The 21,570-nt window shown below is 64.0% G+C and carries 15 protein-coding genes and 1 pseudogene; 10 read left to right on the top strand and 6 right to left on the bottom strand.

Annotated features, from left to right (window positions below):
• The 4 genes and pseudogenes from AC56QX_RS02825 to AC56QX_RS02810 all read left to right on the top strand — a co-directional run bounded on the left by AC56QX_RS02825 (position 1) and on the right by AC56QX_RS02810 (position 4,883).
• A complete protein-coding gene (locus AC56QX_RS02825) occupies positions 1 to 1,077 on the top strand; it encodes an ABC transporter ATP-binding protein (RefSeq protein WP_497113610.1) in 1,077 nt (358 codons plus the stop codon).
• A complete protein-coding gene (locus tag AC56QX_RS02820; protein WP_497113609.1) occupies positions 1,074 to 2,114 on the top strand; it encodes an ABC transporter ATP-binding protein in 1,041 nt (346 codons plus the stop codon). The genes AC56QX_RS02825 and AC56QX_RS02820 overlap by 4 nt, the downstream gene beginning before the upstream one ends.
• A gap of 76 nt (positions 2,115 to 2,190) precedes the next feature.
• Positions 2,191 to 3,429, top strand: a complete 1,239-nt coding sequence (locus AC56QX_RS02815) for a CaiB/BaiF CoA transferase family protein (protein ID WP_497117656.1) — start codon at positions 2,191 to 2,193, stop codon at positions 3,427 to 3,429.
• Positions 3,430 to 3,447: 18 nt separating this feature from the next.
• A pseudogene (locus AC56QX_RS02810) lies at positions 3,448 to 4,883 on the top strand (NAD-dependent succinate-semialdehyde dehydrogenase).
• Between the two features lie 32 nt (positions 4,884 to 4,915).
• Here AC56QX_RS02810 and AC56QX_RS02805 read toward each other — a convergent pair.
• Both AC56QX_RS02805 and otnK read right to left on the bottom strand, forming a co-directional pair.
• On the bottom strand, positions 4,916 to 5,554 hold the full coding sequence (locus AC56QX_RS02805; RefSeq protein WP_497113608.1) for a class II aldolase/adducin family protein: 639 nt from the start codon (positions 5,552 to 5,554) through the stop codon (positions 4,916 to 4,918).
• Positions 5,554 to 6,924: a 3-oxo-tetronate kinase gene (gene otnK, locus AC56QX_RS02800; RefSeq protein ID WP_497113607.1), complete on the bottom strand. Its 1,371-nt coding sequence runs from the start codon at positions 6,922 to 6,924 to the stop codon at positions 5,554 to 5,556. The genes AC56QX_RS02805 and otnK overlap by 1 nt, the downstream gene beginning before the upstream one ends.
• A 131-nt stretch (positions 6,925 to 7,055) precedes the next feature.
• On the opposite strand from otnK, the gene AC56QX_RS02795 reads away from it, so the two are divergent.
• On the top strand, positions 7,056 to 7,793 hold the full coding sequence (locus AC56QX_RS02795; RefSeq protein ID WP_258587757.1) for a GntR family transcriptional regulator: 738 nt from the start codon (positions 7,056 to 7,058) through the stop codon (positions 7,791 to 7,793).
• A gap of 33 nt (positions 7,794 to 7,826) precedes the next feature.
• Here AC56QX_RS02795 and AC56QX_RS02790 read toward each other — a convergent pair whose 3' ends face one another.
• From AC56QX_RS02790 to AC56QX_RS02775, 4 genes are all read right to left on the bottom strand, one after another.
• The gene (locus AC56QX_RS02790) at positions 7,827 to 9,056 is read right to left on the bottom strand and encodes an aminotransferase class III-fold pyridoxal phosphate-dependent enzyme (protein ID WP_497113605.1); all 1,230 of its coding nucleotides are present in this window, start codon (positions 9,054 to 9,056) and stop codon (positions 7,827 to 7,829) included.
• Between the two features lie 120 nt (positions 9,057 to 9,176).
• Positions 9,177 to 10,739 (bottom strand): ABC transporter substrate-binding protein, encoded by a 1,563-nt coding sequence (locus AC56QX_RS02785; protein ID WP_497117654.1) that lies wholly within the window; start codon positions 10,737 to 10,739, stop codon positions 9,177 to 9,179.
• Positions 10,740 to 10,823: 84 nt separating this feature from the next.
• Positions 10,824 to 12,998 carry a dehydrogenase E1 component subunit alpha/beta gene (locus AC56QX_RS02780; RefSeq protein ID WP_497113603.1) on the bottom strand — a complete coding sequence of 725 codons (2,175 nt, stop codon included), beginning with the start codon at positions 12,996 to 12,998 and terminating at the stop codon, positions 10,824 to 10,826.
• A gap of 242 nt (positions 12,999 to 13,240) precedes the next feature.
• Positions 13,241 to 14,020, bottom strand: a complete 780-nt coding sequence (locus tag AC56QX_RS02775; protein ID WP_497113602.1) for a helix-turn-helix transcriptional regulator — start codon at positions 14,018 to 14,020, stop codon at positions 13,241 to 13,243.
• A gap of 142 nt (positions 14,021 to 14,162) precedes the next feature.
• Here AC56QX_RS02775 and AC56QX_RS02770 point away from each other — a divergent pair, with 142 nt between their 5' ends.
• The 5 genes from AC56QX_RS02770 (at position 14,163) to AC56QX_RS02750 (ending at position 21,568) form a co-directional block, all read left to right on the top strand.
• Positions 14,163 to 16,292, top strand: a complete 2,130-nt coding sequence (locus AC56QX_RS02770; RefSeq protein WP_497117653.1) for a hydantoinase/oxoprolinase family protein — start codon at positions 14,163 to 14,165, stop codon at positions 16,290 to 16,292.
• A 13-nt stretch (positions 16,293 to 16,305) separates the two neighbouring features.
• Positions 16,306 to 18,510: a hydantoinase B/oxoprolinase family protein gene (locus AC56QX_RS02765; protein ID WP_497113601.1), complete on the top strand. Its 2,205-nt coding sequence runs from the start codon at positions 16,306 to 16,308 to the stop codon at positions 18,508 to 18,510.
• A complete protein-coding gene (locus tag AC56QX_RS02760; protein WP_497113600.1) occupies positions 18,507 to 18,992 on the top strand; it encodes an acetone carboxylase subunit gamma in 486 nt (161 codons plus the stop codon). Before AC56QX_RS02765 ends, AC56QX_RS02760 begins: the two co-directional genes overlap by 4 nt.
• Before the next feature lie 99 nt (positions 18,993 to 19,091).
• Positions 19,092 to 19,919, top strand: a complete 828-nt coding sequence (locus AC56QX_RS02755) for an SDR family NAD(P)-dependent oxidoreductase (protein WP_497113599.1) — start codon at positions 19,092 to 19,094, stop codon at positions 19,917 to 19,919.
• A gap of 335 nt (positions 19,920 to 20,254) precedes the next feature.
• Positions 20,255 to 21,568 (top strand): O-antigen ligase family protein, encoded by a 1,314-nt coding sequence (locus tag AC56QX_RS02750; RefSeq protein ID WP_497113597.1) that lies wholly within the window; start codon positions 20,255 to 20,257, stop codon positions 21,566 to 21,568.
• Positions 21,569 to 21,570: the final 2 nt, after the last annotated feature.

Here is a 21,570-nt window from a genome sequence, read left to right as displayed (position 1 = left end):
ATGAGCGCACAGCTAACTTCAGCGCGCTCCGGCGCGCTCGACAAGCCAGGCGAGCGCGAGCCGCTGCTGTCCGTACGCGGCCTGAGGGTCGGGTTCCGCAAGGCCGGCAGCCAGTTCGAGGCGGTGCGCGGCATCGACCTCGACGTTGCCAAGGGCGAGGTTGTCGGCATCGTCGGCGAGTCCGGATCGGGCAAGTCGGTCGGCATGCTTGCTGCTCTGGGCCTGACATCGAAAAACGCGGTGGTCACCGGCTCGGTCCGCTTCAAGGGCGAGGAACTGGTCGGCAAATCGTCACGCGAAATGCGCAAGATCAGGGGCGCGCGCATCGCCATGATCTTTCAGGATCCGCTGTCCTCGCTCAACCCGGTGATGACCGTCGGCGCCCAGATCGCCGAGGCGGTCAGGCTGCATCAGCGCGTCACCCGCAAGCAAGCCATGGCGCGCGCGGTCGAACTGCTCGCCCTGGTGGCGATCCCGCAGCCGGAGCGGCGGGTCAGCCAGTACCCGCACGAATTCTCCGGCGGCATGCGCCAGCGCGCGGTGATCGCCATGGCCGTTGCCAATGATCCCGACCTGTTGATCGCCGACGAACCGACCACGGCGCTCGACGTGACGGTGCAGGCGCAGATCCTGACCGTGCTGCGCTCGCTGCAAGAGCGGCTCGGCCTCGGCCTGGTGCTGATCACCCATGATCTTGGCGTCGTCGCCGGCCATGCCGACCGCGTCGCCGTCGTCTATTCCGGCCGTGTCGTCGAGCAGGCCACGGTGTCGGACCTCTTCGCCGACCCGCGCCATCCCTATACGCGCGGCCTCATCGCCTCGATCCCCAATCTGGAGGAGAGCCGCGAGCGGCTGTTCTCTATCGATGGTTCGCCGCCCGCACTCGGCCGTCTGCCGGGCGGCTGCGCTTTCCATCCGCGTTGCATCCATGCCGAGGCACGCTGCCGGGTTGACGACCCGCCGCTGCATGACATTGGCGGCCGCTTCTCGGCCTGCCATTTCGCGACGACCTTGCCACCGTTCCACAGCGCCGCGCTGGCGGCGGCAAGTCTGGAGACTGAAGGCGTGGTCCCATGAGCGCAGCAGCGGAGCAAATTCAAGCCGAAACCAGGCCAGCATCGGAAGCCGCGCTGTCGGTTCGTCATCTGGTCAAGGATTTTCCGGTTCGCGGCGGCCTCGTCTTCGACCGCGCGGTTGCCCACGTCCGTGCTGTCGCCGATGTCTCCTTCGACGTGGCACCAGGCGAGACGCTTGGCCTTGTCGGTGAATCCGGTTGCGGCAAGTCGACCCTCGGGCGCTGCCTGATGCGGTTGATCGAGCCGACCAGCGGCGAGAGCTGGTTTCGTGGCCAGAACCTGCTGGCGCTGAACCACGAGGATATGCGCCTGATGCGGCGCTACATCCAGCTCGTCTTCCAGGATCCCTACGGCTCGCTGCATCCGCGCATGCGCATCGCCGACAACATCGCCGAGCCGCTGCGCATGAGCGACATGTCGAAGGCCGACCGCCGCGCCCGCGTCGCTGAACTGCTCGAACTGGTGCGGCTCAATCCCGAGCATGGCAAGCGCTATCCGCACGAACTGTCCGGCGGCCAGCGCCAGCGCGTCGTCATCGCCCGGGCGCTCGCGCTCAACCCGCAAGTGGTGATCCTCGACGAGCCTGTCTCGGCGCTCGACGTCTCTGTGCAGGCAGGCGTGCTCAATTTGCTCAAGGACATCCAGCAATCCTTCGGCACATCCTACCTGTTCATCGCCCATGATCTCTCTGTCGTGCGCCACATCTCGCATCATGTCGCGGTCATGTATCTCGGCAAGATCGTCGAGATCGCGCCGGCGGCCGAGCTCTATTCCAGGGCGTTGCATCCCTACACGCAGGCGCTTCTGTCGGCCGTGCCGCTGGCCAATCCCGAGAAGGAACGCAAGCGCGAGCGGATCGTGCTGACCGGCGACGTGCCAAGCCCGCTCAACCCGCCGTCGGGCTGCCGCTTCCGCACGCGCTGCTTCAAGGCGCAGGCGATCTGCGCCTCGGTCGAGCCGCCGCTCGGCCCGTCCGGGGAAAAGCATCGCGTCGCCTGTCATTTCCCGGAACCGGTCAACACCTTCAGGACCGTCTGACAGATCGGCCAGGCAGCTGCCGAACTACCCGAAGGATTGCGATGTGACTGAAGCCCAAACCAACCATGCCGGCATAATGGGTCGGGCGCGCCTGCCGCTCGAAGGCATCAAGGTGCTCGACCTCTCGCGGGTGCTCGCCGGTCCATGGGCGACGATGAGCCTGGCCGATCTCGGCGCCGAGGTCTGGAAGATCGAGAACATCGATGGCGGCGATGACACCCGCGCCTGGTCTGTGCCGAGCTACAAGGGCGTCTCGACCTATTATCTCTGCGCCAATCGCGGCAAGCAGAGCATCGCGCTCGACATGAAGAGCCCGCAAGGCCTGGCAATCGTGCGCGAACTGGCAGCCAAGGCCGACATCGTCGTCGAGAATTTCCGCTCCGGCACCGCCGATCGTCTCGGCGTCGGCTTCAATGACCTCAGTGCTTCCAATCCGGGACTGATCTACTGTTCCATCTCCGGCTATGGCCAGACCGGCCCCGATGCCGGCCGGCCCGGCTATGATTTCGTCATGCAGGCCGAAAGCGGCCTGATGGCCATCACCGGCGAGAGCGACGGCGAGCCGATGCGTGTCGGCGTCGCCATTACCGATATCGTCTGCGGCATGGTTGCGACGCAGTCGATCCTGGCCGCGCTTTTCGAACGCGCAACCACCGGCAAGGGCCAGTTCCTCGATTTGTCGCTGATCGACTGTGCGCTCAGCCTCTTGATCAATGTCGGCAGCGGCTATCTCAACACCGGCCGCGAGGTCGCTCGTTACGGCAACGCCCATCCGACGGTTGTTCCCTATCAAATATTCGAAGCCGCTGATGGCGGCTTTGCTTTGGCGGTCGGCAATGACCGCCAGTTCGCGGCGCTCTGCGAGCAGGTGGTTGATCTTCCACACCTGGCGAAGGACCCGCGCTTCATCAAGGCAGGCGCGCGCGCTACCAACCGCGAGGCGCTGATCCCGCAGCTTGCCGCCGTCTTCCGGACGCAGACGCGGGACCACTGGATGGCGGTCTGTGCTGCGGCCAGCGTGCCTGCCGGCACGGTGAAATCGATCCCGGAAGTCTTCGATAGCCCGAATGTGCGCGAGCGCGGCCTCGTCCACACCTTGCCGCATCCGCATCTCGGTTCCGTCGCCATGGTGCGTCCGGCGCAAGGGCTGGCCGCGCAGCTGACAGCCGACTTCACCGCCCCGCCCATGCTCGGCCAGGACACGGGGTCCGTACTCACTGATATCCTCGGCTACAGCCCCGAGACCATCGACCAACTGATCGGCGCTGGCGCCATCGGCATTTACACGCCTGCCGCCGAGCCTGTTCCCGCCTGACTTCTTACGGAGCCTCACATGTATCCCGACGTCCATCTGCACATCGACGGCTCGTGGCGGCCCGCGCGGAGCGGACGCACACTGGCGATCGTCAATCCGGCCACGGAGGCCGTCCTCGGCTCGCTGGCCCATGCCGGCATCGACGATCTTGATGAAGCGCTCGCCGCTGCCGCGCGAGGCTTCGAGACCTGGCGGCGCGTCTCCCCTTTGATCGCTCCAAACTGATGCGCAAGGCGGCCAACATCCTGCGCGAGCGCAACGAGCATATCGCGACGCTGATGACGCTGGAGCAGGGCAAGCCGATCGCCGAATCGCGCATGGAGGCCTTCGCTGCTGCCGACATCATCGACTGGTTCGCCGAGGAGGGGCGCCGCGCCTATGGCCGCATCGTGCCGGCGCGGCTTGAGAGCGCCAGCCAGTCTGTGATCAAGGAACCCGTCGGTCCGGTCGCCGCCTTCACACCTTGGAATTTCCCGCTCAACCAGGCGGTGCGCAAACTGTCGGCGGCGCTTGCAGCCGGCTGCTCGATCATCATCAAGGGGCCGGAGGAAACGCCGGCTTCACCCGCCGAACTGGTGCGAGCCTTCATCGATGCTGGCCTGCCCGATGGTGTCTTGAACCTGGTCTATGGCACGCCGTCGGAAATCTCGGCCTATCTCATTCCGCATCCGGTGATCCGTAAGATCTCGTTCACCGGCTCGACGCCGGTCGGCAAGCAACTGGCGTCGCTCGCCGGCCTGCACATGAAACGCGCGACGATGGAATTGGGCGGCCATGCGCCGGTCATCGTTCTGCCGGACGCCGATCTCGACCGCGCCGCGCGTTCGATGATGGCGTCGAAATTCCGCAATGCCGGCCAAATCTGCGTCGCGCCGACGCGTTTTCTCATCGACCATGCCGTCTATGATGATTTCGTTGGCCGCTTCGCCGAAGCGACAAGCCAGATCAAGGTCGGCGATGGCCTTGCCGAAGGCACGACCATGGGTCCGCTCGCCAACCCGCGCCGCGTGCAGGCAATGGAGGAGCTGGTCCACGATGCCGTGCAGAAAGGCGCCGCACTCGTTACCGGCGGCAAGCGCATCGGCAATTCCGGCTATTTCTTCGAGCCGACCATCCTGTCGGGTGTAGGCAGCGATGCCCGTGCGATGAATGAGGAGCCGTTCGGGCCGCTGGCATTGATGACGCCGGTGAATGGCCTCGACGAAGCCCTCGCGGAAGCCAACCGGCTGAACTATGGGCTGGCTGCCTATGGCTTCACCCGCTCGGCGGCCAGTGCCGCAAGAATGTCGTCCGGCATCGCCAGCGGCATGGTGTCGATCAACCATTATGGCCTGGCGCTGCCGGAGGTGCCGTTCGGTGGCATCAACGATTCCGGCAATGGCACCGAGGGCGGCGCCGACGCGCTGGAGAGCTATCTCAACTCGAAGTTCGTCTCGCATCTGCAGGTCGACTGAACCGACGCCTGTCTGAGTCAAACTTCGGCCAGTTATTTCTGCTGGCCGTAGCTCTTGTAGCGCCCGCGAATGGCGGCGAGCTCGCTGCCCTCGATCAGCACCGGCGTGCCGGCGCTGCGTGCGAGCAGATATTGCCGCGCCAGGGTTTCGAGCTTGATGGTGCGGATGAGCGCCGTATCCAGATCGCCGCCGAAAGCGATCATGCCGTGATTGGCGAGCAGGCAGGCCGTGCGGTCCTTGAGCGCCACCACCGCCACCTTGGCCAGGTCGCTCGAGGCAAACAGCGCATAGTCCGAGCAGCGCACATCGTCGCCGCCGAAGCCGGCCACCATGTAGTGGAACAGCGGCAGCCCTTCCCGCAGGCAAGACAGCGCCACGCAATGGTCGGGATGGGCATGCACCACGGCGCCGGCCTCCGGGAATGCCTTGTAGATTTCGGCATGCATTTCCCATTCGCTCGATGGCTTGAATGCGCCGTCCCAGGATCCGTCGAGCTGCATCGCCACCATCTGCTCCGGCCGCAGCGCGCTCGTGGCTATTCCCGTCGGCGTGATCAACATGCCATCTGCCGTGCGCACGCTGATGTTGCCTGTCGTGCCGACATTCATGCCGCTGGCGTCCAGCGTCTCTGTCGCGGCTATCAGACTGGCGCGTGCGATGTCGGTATCCATTACGGTGCTTTCCCTGGGGTTTGCCCTGTGGTTGTCGGCGGCCATGTCTCGATTGCCGGCGCGATGGTGGTTGCCCGCGTCATGTCTTGCAGTACGTCGGCGAAAATATTCGGGCCGCCGAGTTTTCCGGATTTCAGCATCAGCGCCAGCGGATCGTTGGGCAGGCCGGGCAGGTGGGCGATGGCACGCGACAGGCCGGGTCCCTCATAGGCGCCCATGGCAATCCCTGTGATGCCAAGCGCCTTGACCACCGAGCCGGCGGTCTCGCCACCGGCGACGAGCAGCCGCCGCACACTGAGATCGCGCACCAGGATTTGCGCAATTTTGGCCAGTATCTCTTCCGCCCTTGCCGCCACAGCGTCACGGCCATGCGCCTGCTGCAGTGCCTCGACCGTGGCCTGCGGTGCAGTCGTCGCTATGGCGATCATTGCGTCGGGCAAATGTCGCTCGGCAAAGGCGCGCGCTTCGGCGATGACATCCTTGCCGGCGAAGGCATCGGCGAGATCGATCGTCTGGAGCCGATTGTTCTGCGAGAAGCGCTCAAGCTGTTCGATGGTGCGGTCGGCGACGCTGCCGGCCAGCACCGCCGCCGGGCCGTCCACGGCCGGCAGGCTGGCGGGAACGAGATCGTTTGCCTTCACCAACCCATGCACCAGCCAGGCCGGTGGCAGATGCGCCACGACAGAGGAATTGCCGGTCATCAGCGGCAGGTCGAAGGCGGCTTCCGCGATCGCCGCCAGGTCACGCTCGCGCAGCGTGTCGGTGACCAGCAGCGTCTCGCCACGCGCGCTTTTCTCTCGCACGGCGGCGCGGATCGCTTCCCGACCGGCATCGACGGTGAGCCAGGGCACCAGCCCGGCTCTGCCCTTGCTTTGCGCCTGCAGCACGCGGACCAGATTGGAATCGGTCATCGGCGTCAGCGGATCGAAGCGCTTGGGCGATTCGGCCAGCAGTTGCGAGCCGCCGAACATATGCCCCTGATAGACGGTGCGGCCGGTCTCGCACAGCGCCGGCGTGAACAGGGTCACACCGCCGCCAAGCCGCTCGAGCAGCGCTTCCGCGCAAGGGCCGATATTGCCGGCGGGCGTCGAATCGAAGGTGGCGCAGTATTTGAAGAAGATCTGCCGCGCACCAGCCTCGATCAACCGGTCGGCTGCCTCGAGCACTTGTCGCACCGCCTCGTCGGCGGCGATCACCCGGGTCTTCAGCAGGATCACGTGCGCAAGAATGCCTGAGGGGATCGGCGCCTCCACCCCGACCGTGCATCCCGTCGCAATGCCGCGCGCGACCAGCATCGACGCCAGTTCGGTGCCGCCGGTCAGATCATCGGCAATGGCGCCGAACAGAAGGGAAGGCCTCGACGCGGTCATGCGGCTCGTTCCCCTGATTTTTTGGTTTCGATGGCGTGTCCGATGCCGATGGCCAGGCCCATCGTGATATCATATACACAGCCCGCTCGACTCAGGCGACGCCGGCGCCACCGCAAGGACGGAGACTGGATGTGACTGCTTCCATCGCGCCGATCGCGCGCGACAATCTGACGACCCGCGTCTACGAAGAGCTGCGCCGCGCCATGATGGAAGGCCGCTTCTGGCCGGGCCATCGCTTCAAGATCCGCGACCTCGCCGCCAGCCTTCAGGTTTCCGAAACGCCGGTGCGTGAGGCGCTGATGCAGCTGGTGCGCGAAAAGGGCCTGGAGATGGAGGCGGGGCGCTCGATCACCGTCGCCCAGCTGTCGCTCGCCCAGTATCTGGAACTGCGCAGCATCCGCCTGCATCTCGAAGGCATGGCGGGTGCCGCGGCGACGACGCGTATCGAGCCTCGCGAGATCGATCGTCTTGCGGCGGTGCATGAGAGACTGATCGCCGACGAGGACAATGGCCGCTGGTTCGAAGCTGTCCGCGACAATTGGGAATTCCATCACTCTATCTACCAGGCGGCTGGCATGCCCGAGCTGCTCGCCATCATCGAGGGCATCTGGCTGCGCAACGGTCCGCTGGTGAACTACCAGTATCCGAATGCCAGGCCGACCTATGATGGCCGCCACCGCCATCTCGACATCCTCGACGCACTGCGCGCCCGCGACGAGAACGGCGTGCGCAAGGGCATCCAGCAGGACATGATCGAAGGCGGCCGGCTGCTGGTCAAGGTTCTGGAAAGGCTGAACGACGGGTCGGTCACGCCCGAGGAACTGCGCCGCGCAGCACAGAACGGCCGCCTGGTGTCGGCGGCCAGCTGAGTCTTTTCTACTCCGGCGCAGCATAGTGCCTGCTCACGCCACCTGCGCCGCCGCGGCCATGCCGGCATCGGCGGCCTGCAGCGCCAAGTCCACGTCCTTCGCGGTGTGCGCAGCGCTCAGGAACATGTTGTGCCGGGGGTGGAAATAGGCGCCCTCGCGTAAGGCGGCCGAGCAGAAGGCAGCGGCCTTCTTGAACTCGGCATCGTAGTCGAACAGCACCATCGGCATCGACACTGGCCCGGTCTGGCGAAGCGAAAGGCCATGCTTCTTCGCCGCCGCATCGAGCCCCAAGCGCAACCTCTCACCGGCCGCATTCATGCTGGCGATCGCATTGGTGTCGCGCAGCGTCTTCATGGTGGCGATCGCGGCGGCCATGGCAACGGCACCATACCAGAACGAGCCCGTCACATAGACCTTGGTCGCGGCTTCGCGAAACCGGTCGGTGCCGGTGATGGCGGCAAGCGGATAGCCATTGGCGATCGCCTTCGAGAAAGCGGAGAGATCCGGCCGTACCCCGAGCGGCTCCCAACTGCCGCCGAGGTCGATGCGGAAGCCGGCCCGCACATCGTCGACGATGAGTGCTGCGTCGGCAGCGGTTGTGAGTTCGCGCGCGCGTTTGGCAAAAGCCGCTGTCGGCAGTTCCTGGTCGCGGGCAATGTCGTGGCGGAAGGCGGTGACGACGACAGCGGCAAGGTCGTTGCCGGCCTGCTCGACGGCCGCCTCCAGGCTGGCGACGTCATTATAGTCGAAATGGATCAGATGGGCGCGATCCTCGGCGGTGACGCCGGCAAGCGAGGGCGTGCACCACGGCACCGCGCCATGATAGGAGCCGCGCGCCACCAGCACCTTGCGCCGGCCGGTACCGGCGCGTGCGATGGTCACGCAGGCCGTGGTGGCGTCGGTGCCGTTCTTCTGCAGCATCGCCCAGTCGGCATGGGCGACGGTCTTGACCAGCAGTTCGGCCAGTTCGACCAGCACTTCGCCCGGACCGTTCATCGCATCACCGAGACTGCGCTGCCGCGCCGCCGCTGCTTCGACCGCCTGATGGTGATGGCCGAGGATGTTCGGCCCCCAGCTGCACATCAGGTCGATATATTCGCGGCCGTCGACATCCCAGACCCGGCAGCCATCGGCACGTTCGAAGAATTGGGGATAGGCGGAGCCGAGATAGCGCGTGGCCATATGCCCCCACATGCCGCCCGGAATGACCGACGCTGCGCGATCTCTCAGCAATTGGTCCTTGGAGTTGATCAGGGCAGGCATGGCGAAGTCTCCACAGTGATATATCATATATTAGTTTTGAATGCTGGAAGAGCGGGATTTTCCGATAGTCCAAAATGGGAGAAACGGGAGGCGGTTGGCCGCCTCCCGCAATCTGTTGGCTCAGTGGCTGAGTTCGGCCAGCGGCAGGTTGCAGCAGGCGCTGTAGCGCACGCCCTTGACGTCGGACTTGTAGGCCAGGATCAGGTTCGGGCTGACCAGCGGCAGGATGATCCTGTCCTTGATCATTTCCTGACCGGCCTGGTGCCACAGCTTGGCGGCCTCGTCACCGCTCGCCGCAAGGGCCGCCTTGTAGATCTCGGCCTCCTTCGGGTTGAGCACCGAAGGGTCGCGCTCCGCGCCGGCACGGCGCGACCAAGGGCTGCCCTTGGACATGGCGAAATAATCGACGTACTGCGAGGTGCCGTAATAGTCCGGCGCATAGAACACCGCCGTCATCGGGATGCCGTCGCCGTTGACGCGCTCGCGCCAGTTGGCGAAGGGGATCGGCTGCAGGTCGAGCTTGATGTTGGCCTTGGCCAGATCCTGCTGGACCTTCTGCATCAGCAGCGACAGATCAACGCCGTAGACATTCATGCCCGGAAAGGCCGCTTCCATCTCGAAGCCGTCGGCATGGCCGGCCTTGGCCAGCAACTCCTTCGCCTTGGCGAGATCATAGGGCTGCGCCTCGAAACCCGAACCGCCGGGGAAACCGAGCGGGATCGGCGCGCTGATCAACTGGCCCTCGGAGCCGATGGTGAAGTCGAGGATGCTTGGGCGGTCGAGCGCAAGCGAGATCGCCTCGCGCACCTCAGGCGTCAGCGGCACCTTGTTGGCCTTGGCGCCGGGCGACAGCGCGACATAGATGAAGTTGTAGGACGGCACGGTCTCGATCTTGACGTCGCTGCCGGTCATCGTCTTGGCCGTATCCGGGTCGATCTGCATGGCGATGTCGGCGGTGCCGCTCTGCAGCATCTGCGCTTGCGCCACCGCGTCCTTGGTCTGGCGGATGACGACTTCGTTCAGTGCCGGCGCGGTGCGCCAGTATTTGTCATTGCGCACCAGGCGCAGCTCCGAATTCGGCTCATAGGATTTCAGCACGAACGGCGCGCTGCCGGCCGAATGCGCCAGGAACCAGGCCTCGGCATTGTCGGCGGTCGAGGCGTCCGCACCGGCCTTGGCGCCGGCTTCGGAAGCGACCTTGCTGTTGACGACAGCCGTATAGGGCGCTGCCGCGATGTTGAGGAATTCCGAGCTCGGCGCCACCATCTTGACGACGACCGTATGCGCGTCCGGGGTTTCGATCGAGGCGACATTGTCCATCAGGAAGGATGCGCTGCCCTTGAGGTTCTTCAGCCGCTCCCACGACCATTTCACGTCCTTGGCTTCGACCGGCGAGCCGTCGGAGAATTTGGCGGCCGGGTCGAGCGTGAAGGTGAAGCTGGTCTGGTCGGCATTGCCTTCCCACTTGGAAGCCAAGAGCGGGATCAGCTTGTTGTCCTTGTCCAGCGTCAGCAGTGATTCATAGACGCTGGAATTGTAGATCTGGCAGGTGTCGCAGAAGGCGCGGTGCGGATCGAGCGAGTTGAGGTCGATGTTGCGCGCGATGACCAGCGGCTTCACGTCCTGCGCGAAGGTCGACGGTGCCCAGAAGGCGCTGGTGGCCATAAGCACGGCCGCCAGCATCGTCGCTCTGGTCTTGTTTCTTGGTAGGATCGTCATGTTCATTCTCCCATTTTCTTGTCGGATCTTTGTGGCAATGCGTTCGCTTTACCCGCTCACGCCGGTGAGGGATCGAAGCGCGGCCTTGAGCTTGTCAGCGCCGCCCAGTGCGGCCCGGTTGAGCGGGGCCGATACGACGGGAGCCGAGAGGCTTCCCGTCACATGCAGGATCTCGTGATCGAGATAGTCGAACACGCGGTCCTGAATCTCCTGCGTCAGCCGTGCGCCGAGCGACAGCCCGCGCTGTACCTGCTCGACGACGGCGACCCGGTTGGTCTTGCGGATCGAGGCTTCCACCAATGGCCAGTCGAGCCCGGTCGGGTCGAGGCTGCGCAGATCGATGATCTCGGCATCGGCGCCGGTCTCCTCGGCCACTTGCCTCGCAACGGACACCATGCTGGCGCTGGTGAGCAGCGTGCAGGCACTGCCTGGCCTGACGATCCTGGCCTTGCCGAGCCGCACGCAATAGTCACGATCTTCGGCCGGAACGGGGCCTTCGCTCGCAAACAATTCTACATGCTCGATGACGACGACCGGATCGTCGCATTTCAAGGCCGAATTCATCAGGCCGACATAGTCGAAGGGCGTCGTCGGCGCGACGATGCGCCAGCCGGGATAGAGCGCAAACAGGCCGGACGGATCGCCCGAATGCTGCGAGCCGTAGCCGGTGTGCGGCGAGACACGCACCCGCAGCACGATCGGCACCGGAAAGCCGCCGCCGAACATGTGGCGCACCTTGCTCACCGCATTGAACAACTGGTCGGCCGCGACTAGGCAGAAGTCGCCGAACATGATCTCGACGATCGGCCGCAGGCCGCAGAGTGCCGCGCCCAGTGCCACGCCGACAAAGCCGTTCTCGGCAATCGGCATGGCCAGCACGCGCTCGGGCCAGCGTTCCAGAGCGCCCTTGGTGGCGCCGGAAACGCCGCCGCGCAGCCGGTGCACGTCCTCGCCCATGATGATGATGCGCGGGTCCTGTTCCATGGCGCGCGCGATCACTTCGGATGCGGCAACCATGAACTTGACCGGCCTGGTCTCGGCCGGCGGCACATCCTCGATTTCGAGGAAGCGCTGATCCCTGAGTTCCGACAGGTCGCCACGGATCTGGTTGTCGACGTCGTCAGGGCTTGGCCACAGATGGTCGGGAATGCGCAGCGCGTTGCCGCTCATCTCGGTCAGCGAGTCCGCGGCGGTGTTGACCACCTCCATGACGCGTTGGTCGAGCGTGGCGAGATCGGACATATCGAGGATGCCCATCGTCTTAAGCCGTGCCGCCATCGTGGTGAGCGGGTCGCGTGCCTTCCAGGCATCCTCCTCGGCCCGTGTGCGGTAGCCGAATTCGCTGCCAGGGCGCGCGCCGCTCTGATGCAGGAAGCGGTAGCAGAGCGCTTCGACCAGAACCGGGCCACCTTCCTCTTCGATCACCCGACGCGCCTCGCGCATGGCGTGGTGTACCGCCACAACATCCATGCCGTCGCATTCGATGCCGCGAAAACCCAGCATCGGTCCACGCGAGGCGAGCCGCGTCTCGCGCGTCTGTTCGTTGACATGGGTGGAGACGGCATAAAAATTGTTTTCGGCAAAGAAGATCACCGGCAGCCGGTAGAGTGCTGCGATGTTCATCGCCTCATAGGCCGGCCCCGCCATCATCGTGCCGTCGCCGAAGAAGGCGACCGAGATGTTGCCGGTTCCAAGCAATTTGTCGGCCAGCGCATAGCCGGCCGCATGCGGCAGGTTGCCACCGATTATGGCGCTGGTGCCGGGAATGCCGGAGGCGTCGTCGCGCATGTGCATCGAGCCGCCACGGCCGCCGCAATAGCCGGCATTGAGCCCCATGATCTCGGCCATCAGGCCGCGCACCGACCCTTGCATGTCCGGATTGAAAGCGTCGTGCAGCGGATCGAACTTTTCAGGCGTCTGCGCGTTGACCAGCTTGGCCAGAACCTGGTGGTGGGCGCGGTGCGTGCCGTTGATGCGGTCGCCGGTGCGCAGCATCGACATGGCGCCGACCGCCGTCGCCTCCTGGCCGATACTGGCGTGCGCAGGCCCGTGCACCAGCCCGGCATTGGCGAGGTCGAGCACCTTTTCCTCGAACCGGCGGATCAGCAGCATCTGGTGATACCAGCGCATGAGGCTCGACACCTCGGCAGCGTTCCAGTCCGAATCGTCGACGTCGAGCCGCAACCAGGGCGCTGATGGCTGGATCGATGTCTGGCGGACCATTCAGGCTAGTTCCATTCTGGTAGATGATATATCAAATATTTTCTCAGTCGATTGTGTCAGGCAATTTTATGGGCATGACACTGGCTTGCGGGGTTCGGCAACAAATGGAATTAAATTTCATTTTATGCGCGAGGCCGAGACTAAGCTGGGACGGCGCGGTTCCGCAAGAGGAATTTTTGAGGCGCGCGATGGGATCGTCCGGCAGAACCGCACGCCAATCTGCTACAGGCATTGGAGACCAGCTATCGATCGGCCCGATGCTGGAAAAACTGCAGGAACAGCTCCCGCTCGGTGGTGATGTCGAGCTTTTCATAGATACGCCGGCGGTGGTTCTTGACCGTGCCGACGGTGATGCCGAGGCGCTCGGCGATGTTTGCCGTCGGATGGCCGGCAAGGATCAACTGGACTAGCTCGCGCTCGCGCAGCGACAGTTCCGGCCACAGGCTCATCGGGATGGTCGGCTCCTGCCGCGGCGAAGCGCCGGGGCCGGTCGGCGCTGTCGTGCGGAAGAACTCGCGTCCGCGCGCCTGGATGTCGAGCGCGTGCAGCGCCTCGAACACGGGCAGCCGCTCGTCCAGCAGGGCGATCTCGCTGTCCTTGAACGCATTGGTCGAGCGGTCGAGGAAGATGCCCAGGCACCAGTCGCCACCATCGGCCAGCATGATGCCGACCTCGTCGCAGATCTCCGATTGCGCCAGGAAGCCGGCTATGTACTGGCCGCGCTTGGCCTCGTCGTCGGCGAGGCGCTTCAGCGGCATGATGCCGAGCCTTCGCTCGCGCCGCCATGAGGCGTAGAACGGGTCGAAGACATAGTAGTTGTCGAGATAGAGCCGAACCATCTCATCCGAGAAGCGCCGGTGTTTGACGAATTCCGGTGTCTGCGTCGCCGAATAGCGCGTCACCGTGACAAGGTCGTGCTCAATGTCCGCGCCGATCAGGTCGATCAGGCAATCGACATGCCTGTCCGTGCCGGTGGCGGCGATCGCCCTGGCGAGCGGCGCCCAGATGGTCCCCATGCGCATGCCCTCTTCTCGGCGATCCCGGCCCGACCGTCATTGTGTCTTTAGGCATATGGCGCAAGGCCGCCCCTCGAATCTAGCCTTGCGTCATCCTAGACCCAATCTCGAGGCGACCGTGACCCAACCCCATCCCTCTGCCCCGATAATCGGCAACCCGATCGTCATTGGTATCGACGCCGGCGGCACCATGACCGACACGATCCTTGTCGATCAGGACGGCCACTTCAAGATCGGCAAGTCGGCGACCACGCCGAAGAACGAGGCCGAGGGCTTCCTGGCGTCGGCCGAGGACGCGGCGGACGCTTGGGGCATCTCGCTGGAGCAGCTGTTCTCCGGCGTCAATGTCGTGCTCTATTCCGGCACCGGCATGCTCAACACGCTGTTGTCGCGCACCGGCCGCCGCCTCGGCCTGATCACCACCAAGGGCCTCGAGGACATGATCCTGATGGGCCGTGGGCTGCAAGCCTGGGCCGACTATTCCTATGCCGACCGGCTGCATGCGGTCACCCATCACCATCCTGATCCGCTGGTGCCGCGCCGCCGCACCCATGGCGTCACCGAGCGCATCGACCAGTTCGGCGACATCGTGCTGCCGCTCTACGAGCATGAAGTCGCGGCCGCCGCGAAAAAACTGATCGCCGACAAGGTCGAGGCGATCTGCATCATGACCATTTTCTCGCACGTCAATCCCGTGCACGAGAAGCGCATCGCCGAGATCTGCCGCGAGGAGATCGCCAAGGCCGGCGCCGATATCCTCATCTACACCAGCCACGAGGTTCGCCCGGTCATTCGCGAACAGTCGCGGCTGAACTCGGTGCTGATCGAGGCCTACGCCACCTCGCGTGGCCGCAAGCAGCTTAGGGGTATCGAGGACGTCTCGAAGAAATACGGCTTCAAATATGGCGTGCAGACGCTGCTTTCCTTCGGCGGCCTGACCTCGATCAACCATCCACGCCTGCACGAAACGATGATCTCCGGCCCGATCGGCGGCATCCTAGGGGCGGCTTATGTCGGCAAGCTGATCGGCAACGATTCGCTGATCTGCTCGGACATGGGCGGCACCTCCTTCGACATGGGCGTCATCTCGCGCGGCCAGACCCGGATTGAGAACGAGCCGCTGATGGACCGCTTTAAGCTCAACGTGCCCACGCTGCATCTCGACACGATCGGTGCCGGCGCCGGCATGATCCTCAAGGTCGATCCGCTGACCAAGAAGGTCTCGCTCGGGCCGGAAAGTGCAGGCTCCGATCCCGGCCCGATCTGCTTCGCCAAGGGCGGCACCGAACCCACCATCGCCGATTGCGACGCCATCCTCGGCCGCCTCAACCCGTATTATTTCCTCGGCGGCAAGGTGGTGCTGCAGGTCGAGAAGGCGCGCAAGGCGTTCGAGGAAAAGTGCTCCAGCATCCTTGGCGTCGGCGTCGAGGAGGCCGCCGAAGGCATGATCGACATGTTGGAGGCCGATGCCAACAACGCATTGCGCCGCGTCATTTCCGGCCAGGGCATCCACCCTTCGGAATTTACGCTGCTTTCCTATGGCGGCTCCGGTCCGCTGCATCTTGCCGGTTGCTCCAGAGGCATCGGCTTCAAGGACATCATCACCTTCCAGTTCGCCGCCGCCTTCTCGGCCTTCGGCTGCACCACGGCCGATTTCATGCGCCGTCATTCGGTGTCGACGCAGCACGACATCGGCGCACGCGCCAGCGATGACGAACTGCTCGCCTTCGGCAAAAAGGTCACCACGGTGTGGGACGACCTGACCAAGGCAGCGGTCGACGAGATGATCACCGACGGCCATATCAGAGACAAGATCAAGACGGTGCCGTTCCTGATGATGCGCTACACCGGCCAGCTCGAGGACGTCGAAGTCATGGCGCCGCTTGCCGAGGTCAATTCGGCCGACGACATGCGCAGGGTTATCCAGGAGTTCGAGGCGGTCTACGCCAAGGTCAACCACCGCGTGTCGCGCTATGGCGAGGCCGGTTTCACCATCACCGAACTCGGACTGATCGCCACCGCCGACAAGGTCAAGCCAGTGCTGTTGAAGCGTCCGCTTGGCACCTCCAATCCGGCCGCCGCCCACAAGGGCGTGCGCGAGGCCTATATTGGCGGCCGCTGGCACAAGGCCAACCTCTACGAGATGGATCTCCTGCAGCCCGGCCATGAAGTGATCGGCCCGGCCATCATCGAACATCCCGCCACCACGCTCGTCGTTCATCCGCAGGACCGTGTCCATGTCGATGAATGGACGCTGCTGCACTACACCCACGCTTGAGAGGGCGATCGCCATGTTGGACAAACCTGCTTCGGCCTTACGCCTTCGCGAAAGACTGCTCGATTCCGAGCGGCTGATGGAAGAGACCGGCTGCTATGACGGCATCACCGAACTCACGCTGCGCAACCAGGACCCGCTGAAATTCGAGACGCTGCACACCAAGCTGCGCGCCTATTGCGTCTCGGCGCGCGAAATGGCCCGCCGCATTTCCGCCTCGCCCGGCGTGCGCGAGGTCGGCGAAATGGTGGTCGCCATCTACACGCCCGAGGGTGATGCCATCGCGCTGTCCAACGGCATCATGGTCCATGTCCACACGATGAGCCGCTTCATCAAATGGATGATCAAGAACAACTACGAGGAAAACCCGAAGATCCGCGAAGGTGACATCTTCGCCAACAACGATGCTTTCATTGGTACCGTGCAGGTGCCTGATGTCATGGACGTGGTGCCGATCTTCCATGAAGGCACGCTGGTCGGCTGGGCAGGGGCTGTCTGCCACGAGCTGGAAGCCGGCGGCATCACCCCTGGCGGCGACGTCTGCCTGGCGCAGGAGCGCTTCACCGAGGGCCTGTTCGTCTGCGCCGAAAAGATCGGCGAGAACGACGAGATCCGCCGCGACTATGTCATCCGCTGCGAGCGCAATCTGCGCATGCCGATCTACTGGGTGCTGGATGAGAAGGCCAAGGTCGCCTCCTGCATCGACATGCGCGAAAGCGTCAAGCAGCTGATCTCCGAGATCGGTTTGGACTACTGGATGAAGGTGTCGAAGGAGTTCATCGAGGAGGGCCGCCGCGCCCAGCTCGCCCGCACCCGCCAGCTCACCGTGCCCGGCATCTATCGCGGGCACACCTTCTATGGCCACGTCACGGCGGGCAAGCCCGGCTTCCAGCTGCTCGGCGATCCCGACTGGCTCTACAACATCCCGATCGAGATGGAGATCACCACCGACGGAAAGATCACCATGGACTTCGAGGGTACCCAGCCCTGGGGCTACCATTCGATGAACTGCACGCCGGCCGGCATGGATGGCGGCATGTTCGTCACCTTGACCCAGCACATGAATTTCGAAGGCCTGGTCAATGACGGCGCCTGGATGGCGACCGAACTGAAACTGCCGCACGGCACCTGGACCAACCCAGACAACGAGATGGTGGCCACCGCCACCTCATGGGCGCTGCTGCTGCCGGCCTATGGCGTCTTCCAGCGGCTTTTGTCGCGCGGCTTCGTTGCGCGCGGTTTCGTCGAGGAAGCCTTTGTCGGCCAGGTCAACAGCCCGATGATCGAGATGGGCGGCGAGAGCCAGTACGGCACGCCGTTCGGCATGGCGCATTTCGAATGCGCCGCCGCCGGCTCCGGTGCGCTGGCCATCGCCGACGGTCTCGACACCGCCTATGTCGGCTGGAATCCGGAATCCGACATGGGCAACATCGAGGTCTGGGAGCAGTCGATGCCGATGGTCTATATCGGCCGCTCGATCGTCCCCAATTCGGGCGGCGCCGGCAAATATCGCGGCGGCTGTTCCTTCGTCTCGACCTGGCTGATCAACAAGACCTCGCATCTGCGGCTCCATACCTCCGAGCACTCCTCACGCGTGTTCGACAATGGCGGCATGTGCGGCGGCTATCCGGCGCCGACTTGCCAGAAGCATCGCGCCGTGCGGAACTCCAACATCCACGAACTGGCGGCCAAAGGCGAACCACTGGCGCATGCGCCCGGCATCGACCCGCATGTCTCGGATTATGAGCGCAACATCGGCGGCGACCATGTCGTCGTCGAAGGCCCCTACATCACCTCGCCGCATAAATCCGGCGACATCTTCAGCCATTCCTACAATGGCGGCGGCGGTTACGGTGACGTGCTGGAGCGCGATCCGATCAAGACCGCTTGGGATGTCGAGAACGGCTACCTCACCCGCGAAGCGGCGATCCAGATTTTCGGCATCGCTCTGAAGGACGACGCCGACGGCTACCCGGTTGCCGATATCGACGCCACGGTCGAACGCCGTGCCGCCATGCGCAAGGAACGGCTGGCAAAGGCAATTCCCGTTTCGGACTGGATCGCCGCCGAGCGTGGCCGCGTCGAGAAGGCCGACTTCGCCCCCGAGGTGAAGAAAATGTACGCCAGCGCGATCAAGCTTTCCTCGCGCTTCACCAGGGATTTCAGCGATTTCTGGAACGTCGACGCCAAATCGATCTTCATGCCGGGAGCAAAGCCATGACCGCGTACAGCAAGGGAGTCCTTGCCGATCTGGCCGCCGGCCAGCTGCCTTGGCCGCAGACAAAGCGCATCATGAGCGCCTACAAGGACGATGACCGCTTCTTCAAGATGGTCGCCGTCTACCAGGACCGTGTCGCCTGGAAGGACCCGATCCTGCTGCCGGTCTCCGATCATCTGTTCATCTGCCAGAGCGGCGACGAGCGGATCACCCGCTGCGAATGCGGTCATTCCTTCGGCGACTACCGCAAGAACTGGAAGCTAAAGGCCGCGATCATCGTGCGCAACAGCGAGGAAGCGCTGCGCGAAATCTATCCGAACAGCGACATTCCCGATCCGCAATGGATGGAGATCCGCGAATTCATCTGCCCGCAATGCGGCACCATGCACGAGGTCGAAGCGGCAGCCCCCGGCTATCCCATCGTCCATGATTTCGAACCTGATCTCGAAGGCTTCTATCGCGAATGGCTGGGCAAACCACTTTAGCGAACTGATTTTGTGAACCGCGTCGCCGGCAAGGTAGCGTTCTTTGCCGGCCCCGGCCTATGAATAGCGTGTCGGGCGTTGGCATCGGAGACTGGCCACATGACGAATCTTTCCGGCCGCAGCGCGATCGTCACCGGCGGGTTTTCCGGCATGGGCTTTGCTATTGCCACGGCCTTGGCTGAGGCCGGCGCCAATGTAACCGTCGGTTCCTACATTGCCCCCGCCGGAGCCGACAGATCCGATGCCGCCTACTACCCTGGCGCCGACGAGATCGAGCGCGTGCGCTCGGCCCTCGCAGCCCATGGCACCAGGGTTCATGCGGCGCATCTCGATGTCCGTGACAGTGAAATCACCAACCGTTTCGTGGCCGAAGCCGAAGCCGCCGTCGGTCCTGCCGACATACTGGTCAACGCCGCCGGGACCACCGCCGAGCAGCCGGTCTGCGGCCATTCCGATGCGCTGTGGGACAAGATCGTCGACACCAACCTGACCGGCGCCTTTCGCGCCACCCGCGCCGTGCTTCCCGGCATGATCGAGCGCGGCTGGGGGCGCATCGTCAACATCGGCTCGACCGCCGCTTCCGTCGGCTGGAAGGATAATCCCGCCTATTGCGCTTCCAAGGCCGGACTTCTCGGCTTCACCCGCTGCGTGGCTCTGGAAGGGGCTGCACACGGCATCACCTGCGTCATGATCAGCCCGACCTGGGTCGAGACCGAACTGATGCGCCGCAATGTCGCGCAAGTCGTCGAGCGCGAGGGCAAGGGGCGGACGGCAGAAGAAGCAATGGCCGAGATTGCCAGGGGCAACCCGCAGCAGCGCATGCTGCAGCCGCGGGAGATAGCCGCTCTGGCGGTGTTCCTGTGCTCGGATCTCGCCAAAGGCATCACCATGGAAAACATACAGATCACCGGCGGAGCCCTGTGGTAGCGTTCTTCTCGCCTGATCCGGGCGGGCGTGCTGGGTGGGCTACCGGCCGACCTCTCCCCGTTCGCCAGAGCAATTCCAGGAAAAGTGTGAACGGTTTTTCCACAGGAATTATGTCAAAACAAGGAGTTAGAGCGGTTCGCCGTTTCCGTAAAACGGTGAACCGCTCTGATGTAAGACAAGGTGACCGGATTTGCCATTGAGCATGCGGTGCGATAGGTTATATTGCACTGCACAATGGAGATGCCGTTTATTGCACGCCCCTGTTTGCGGATATGCCGGCCGGCTTACGGCCTGCCTGGCTTGCGCGTCCTGGGTCGCGTCGACGGGACTCTGAGATGAAAATTCCAAAGTCCCTGCTGGTCGATCCGGAGAAGAACTCGGTCTATGGCGCCTTTGCCGTAGCCGTGTCGATCTGGGCGTTCTCCTATTCCGTCATTTTCGGCCAGGTGCTGATCCTGGCCTATTATGCCGTCTGGCTTCCGCTTATCCTGGTCGACTACCGGCGCTTCCTGCGTCAGCTCTCCAGCGCCTGGCTGCCGCTGCTGTTCGCGGCCTATATCTGCTTCTCCGTCTTCTGGTCGCAGGCACCCGGCGTCACCGCCAGAACGGCGGTCCAGTACCTTTCCCACATCGCCTGCGCCTATGTCGCGGCGCGCACCGTCAGCGTGCGGACCCTGACGCTGGGCGCGCTGATCGGAATCTTCTTCGTCCTGCTCTATTCGCTCAAGGTCGGCGCCTATTCCGAGGACGTCCTCGACGGCACCTACAATTTCGTCGGCGCCTTTGCCTCCAAGAACCAGATCGGCTTCGTCGGCTCGCTCGGCATCTATTTCTCCGCGGTGTTCCTCGCTTTCCTGCGGCGTGGCCGGCTGAGCTTCATCCTGACCGTGCCTGTGGTGCTGTTGTCAGCCTATGTGCTGGTCGTCTCGCATTCCGCCACCTCGATGGCCTCGATACCGGCGGTGCTGGCGCTGATTGCGCTTCTTGCCATGACCAAGCTTTTGTCGCGGCGCTATCGCAGGGTGATCTTCGTGGTCGGCGCCGGCCTGATTGTCGTGGTGGCCTTTGTCGCCCTCAATCTCGGGCTCATGGATTTCGTGCTTGGCCTCTTCGGCAAGGATTCGACGCTCACGGGGCGGACCTATCTGTGGGAGCAGGGCTGGAACGCCGCGCAGCGCTCGCCCATCCTCGGCGTCGGCTATGCCGCCTATTGGGTGCAGGGTTTTGCCGAGGCCGAGCGGCTGTGGAACGAATTCTACATCACCACCCGCACCGGCTTCCATTTCCACAACACCTATGTCGAGGCGCTTGTCGAACTCGGCTTCACCGGAGCGGTGATGATCTCGCTGATCATGCTGCGCACGCTCTACGGCCATGTCTCGACGGTGATATTCAAGGCATGGCAGGCCGAATCGGTGGTGCTCTTCGGCGTGATGGTGCTGCTGCTCATCCGCTCCTTCGTCGAGGTCGAGATCCTCAACCCCTACATCATGGGCTCGTTCCTGATGTATTTCAGCTATTTCAAGCTGGCGCGGCTGCCGGTCACCCGCACGCGGTGGTCGCCGGCCCTCGAGCCGGCGGATGCGACAAGGGGCGATCCACCTTGGCCCCGGCATATCGGCCGTCCGGCGGCCGCCGACCAATCGTGAGC

The organism is Mesorhizobium sp. RCAM 06353 (assembly GCF_059683585.1).
This window is presented reverse-complemented; position numbering and strand designations above follow the sequence as displayed.

Coding starts and splice junctions, on each gene's coding strand:
- AC56QX_RS02825 (WP_497113610.1), top strand. CDS start 1: ATGAGCGCACAGCTAACTTCAGCGCGCTCCGGCGCGCTCGACAAGCCA.
- AC56QX_RS02820 (WP_497113609.1), top strand. CDS start 1,074: ATGAGCGCAGCAGCGGAGCAAATTCAAGCCGAAACCAGGCCAGCATCG.
- AC56QX_RS02815 (WP_497117656.1), top strand. CDS start 2,191: ATGGGTCGGGCGCGCCTGCCGCTCGAAGGCATCAAGGTGCTCGACCTC.
- AC56QX_RS02805 (WP_497113608.1), bottom strand. CDS start 5,554: ATGGATACCGACATCGCACGCGCCAGTCTGATAGCCGCGACAGAGACG.
- otnK (WP_497113607.1), bottom strand. CDS start 6,924: ATGACCGCGTCGAGGCCTTCCCTTCTGTTCGGCGCCATTGCCGATGAT.
- AC56QX_RS02790 (WP_497113605.1), bottom strand. CDS start 9,056: ATGCCTGCCCTGATCAACTCCAAGGACCAATTGCTGAGAGATCGCGCA.
- AC56QX_RS02785 (WP_497117654.1), bottom strand. CDS start 10,739: ATGCTGGCGGCCGTGCTTATGGCCACCAGCGCCTTCTGGGCACCGTCG.
- AC56QX_RS02780 (WP_497113603.1), bottom strand. CDS start 12,998: ATGGTCCGCCAGACATCGATCCAGCCATCAGCGCCCTGGTTGCGGCTC.
- AC56QX_RS02775 (WP_497113602.1), bottom strand. CDS start 14,020: ATGCGCATGGGGACCATCTGGGCGCCGCTCGCCAGGGCGATCGCCGCC.
- AC56QX_RS02765 (WP_497113601.1), top strand. CDS start 16,306: ATGTTGGACAAACCTGCTTCGGCCTTACGCCTTCGCGAAAGACTGCTC.
- AC56QX_RS02760 (WP_497113600.1), top strand. CDS start 18,507: ATGACCGCGTACAGCAAGGGAGTCCTTGCCGATCTGGCCGCCGGCCAG.
- AC56QX_RS02755 (WP_497113599.1), top strand. CDS start 19,092: ATGACGAATCTTTCCGGCCGCAGCGCGATCGTCACCGGCGGGTTTTCC.
- AC56QX_RS02750 (WP_497113597.1), top strand. CDS start 20,255: ATGAAAATTCCAAAGTCCCTGCTGGTCGATCCGGAGAAGAACTCGGTC.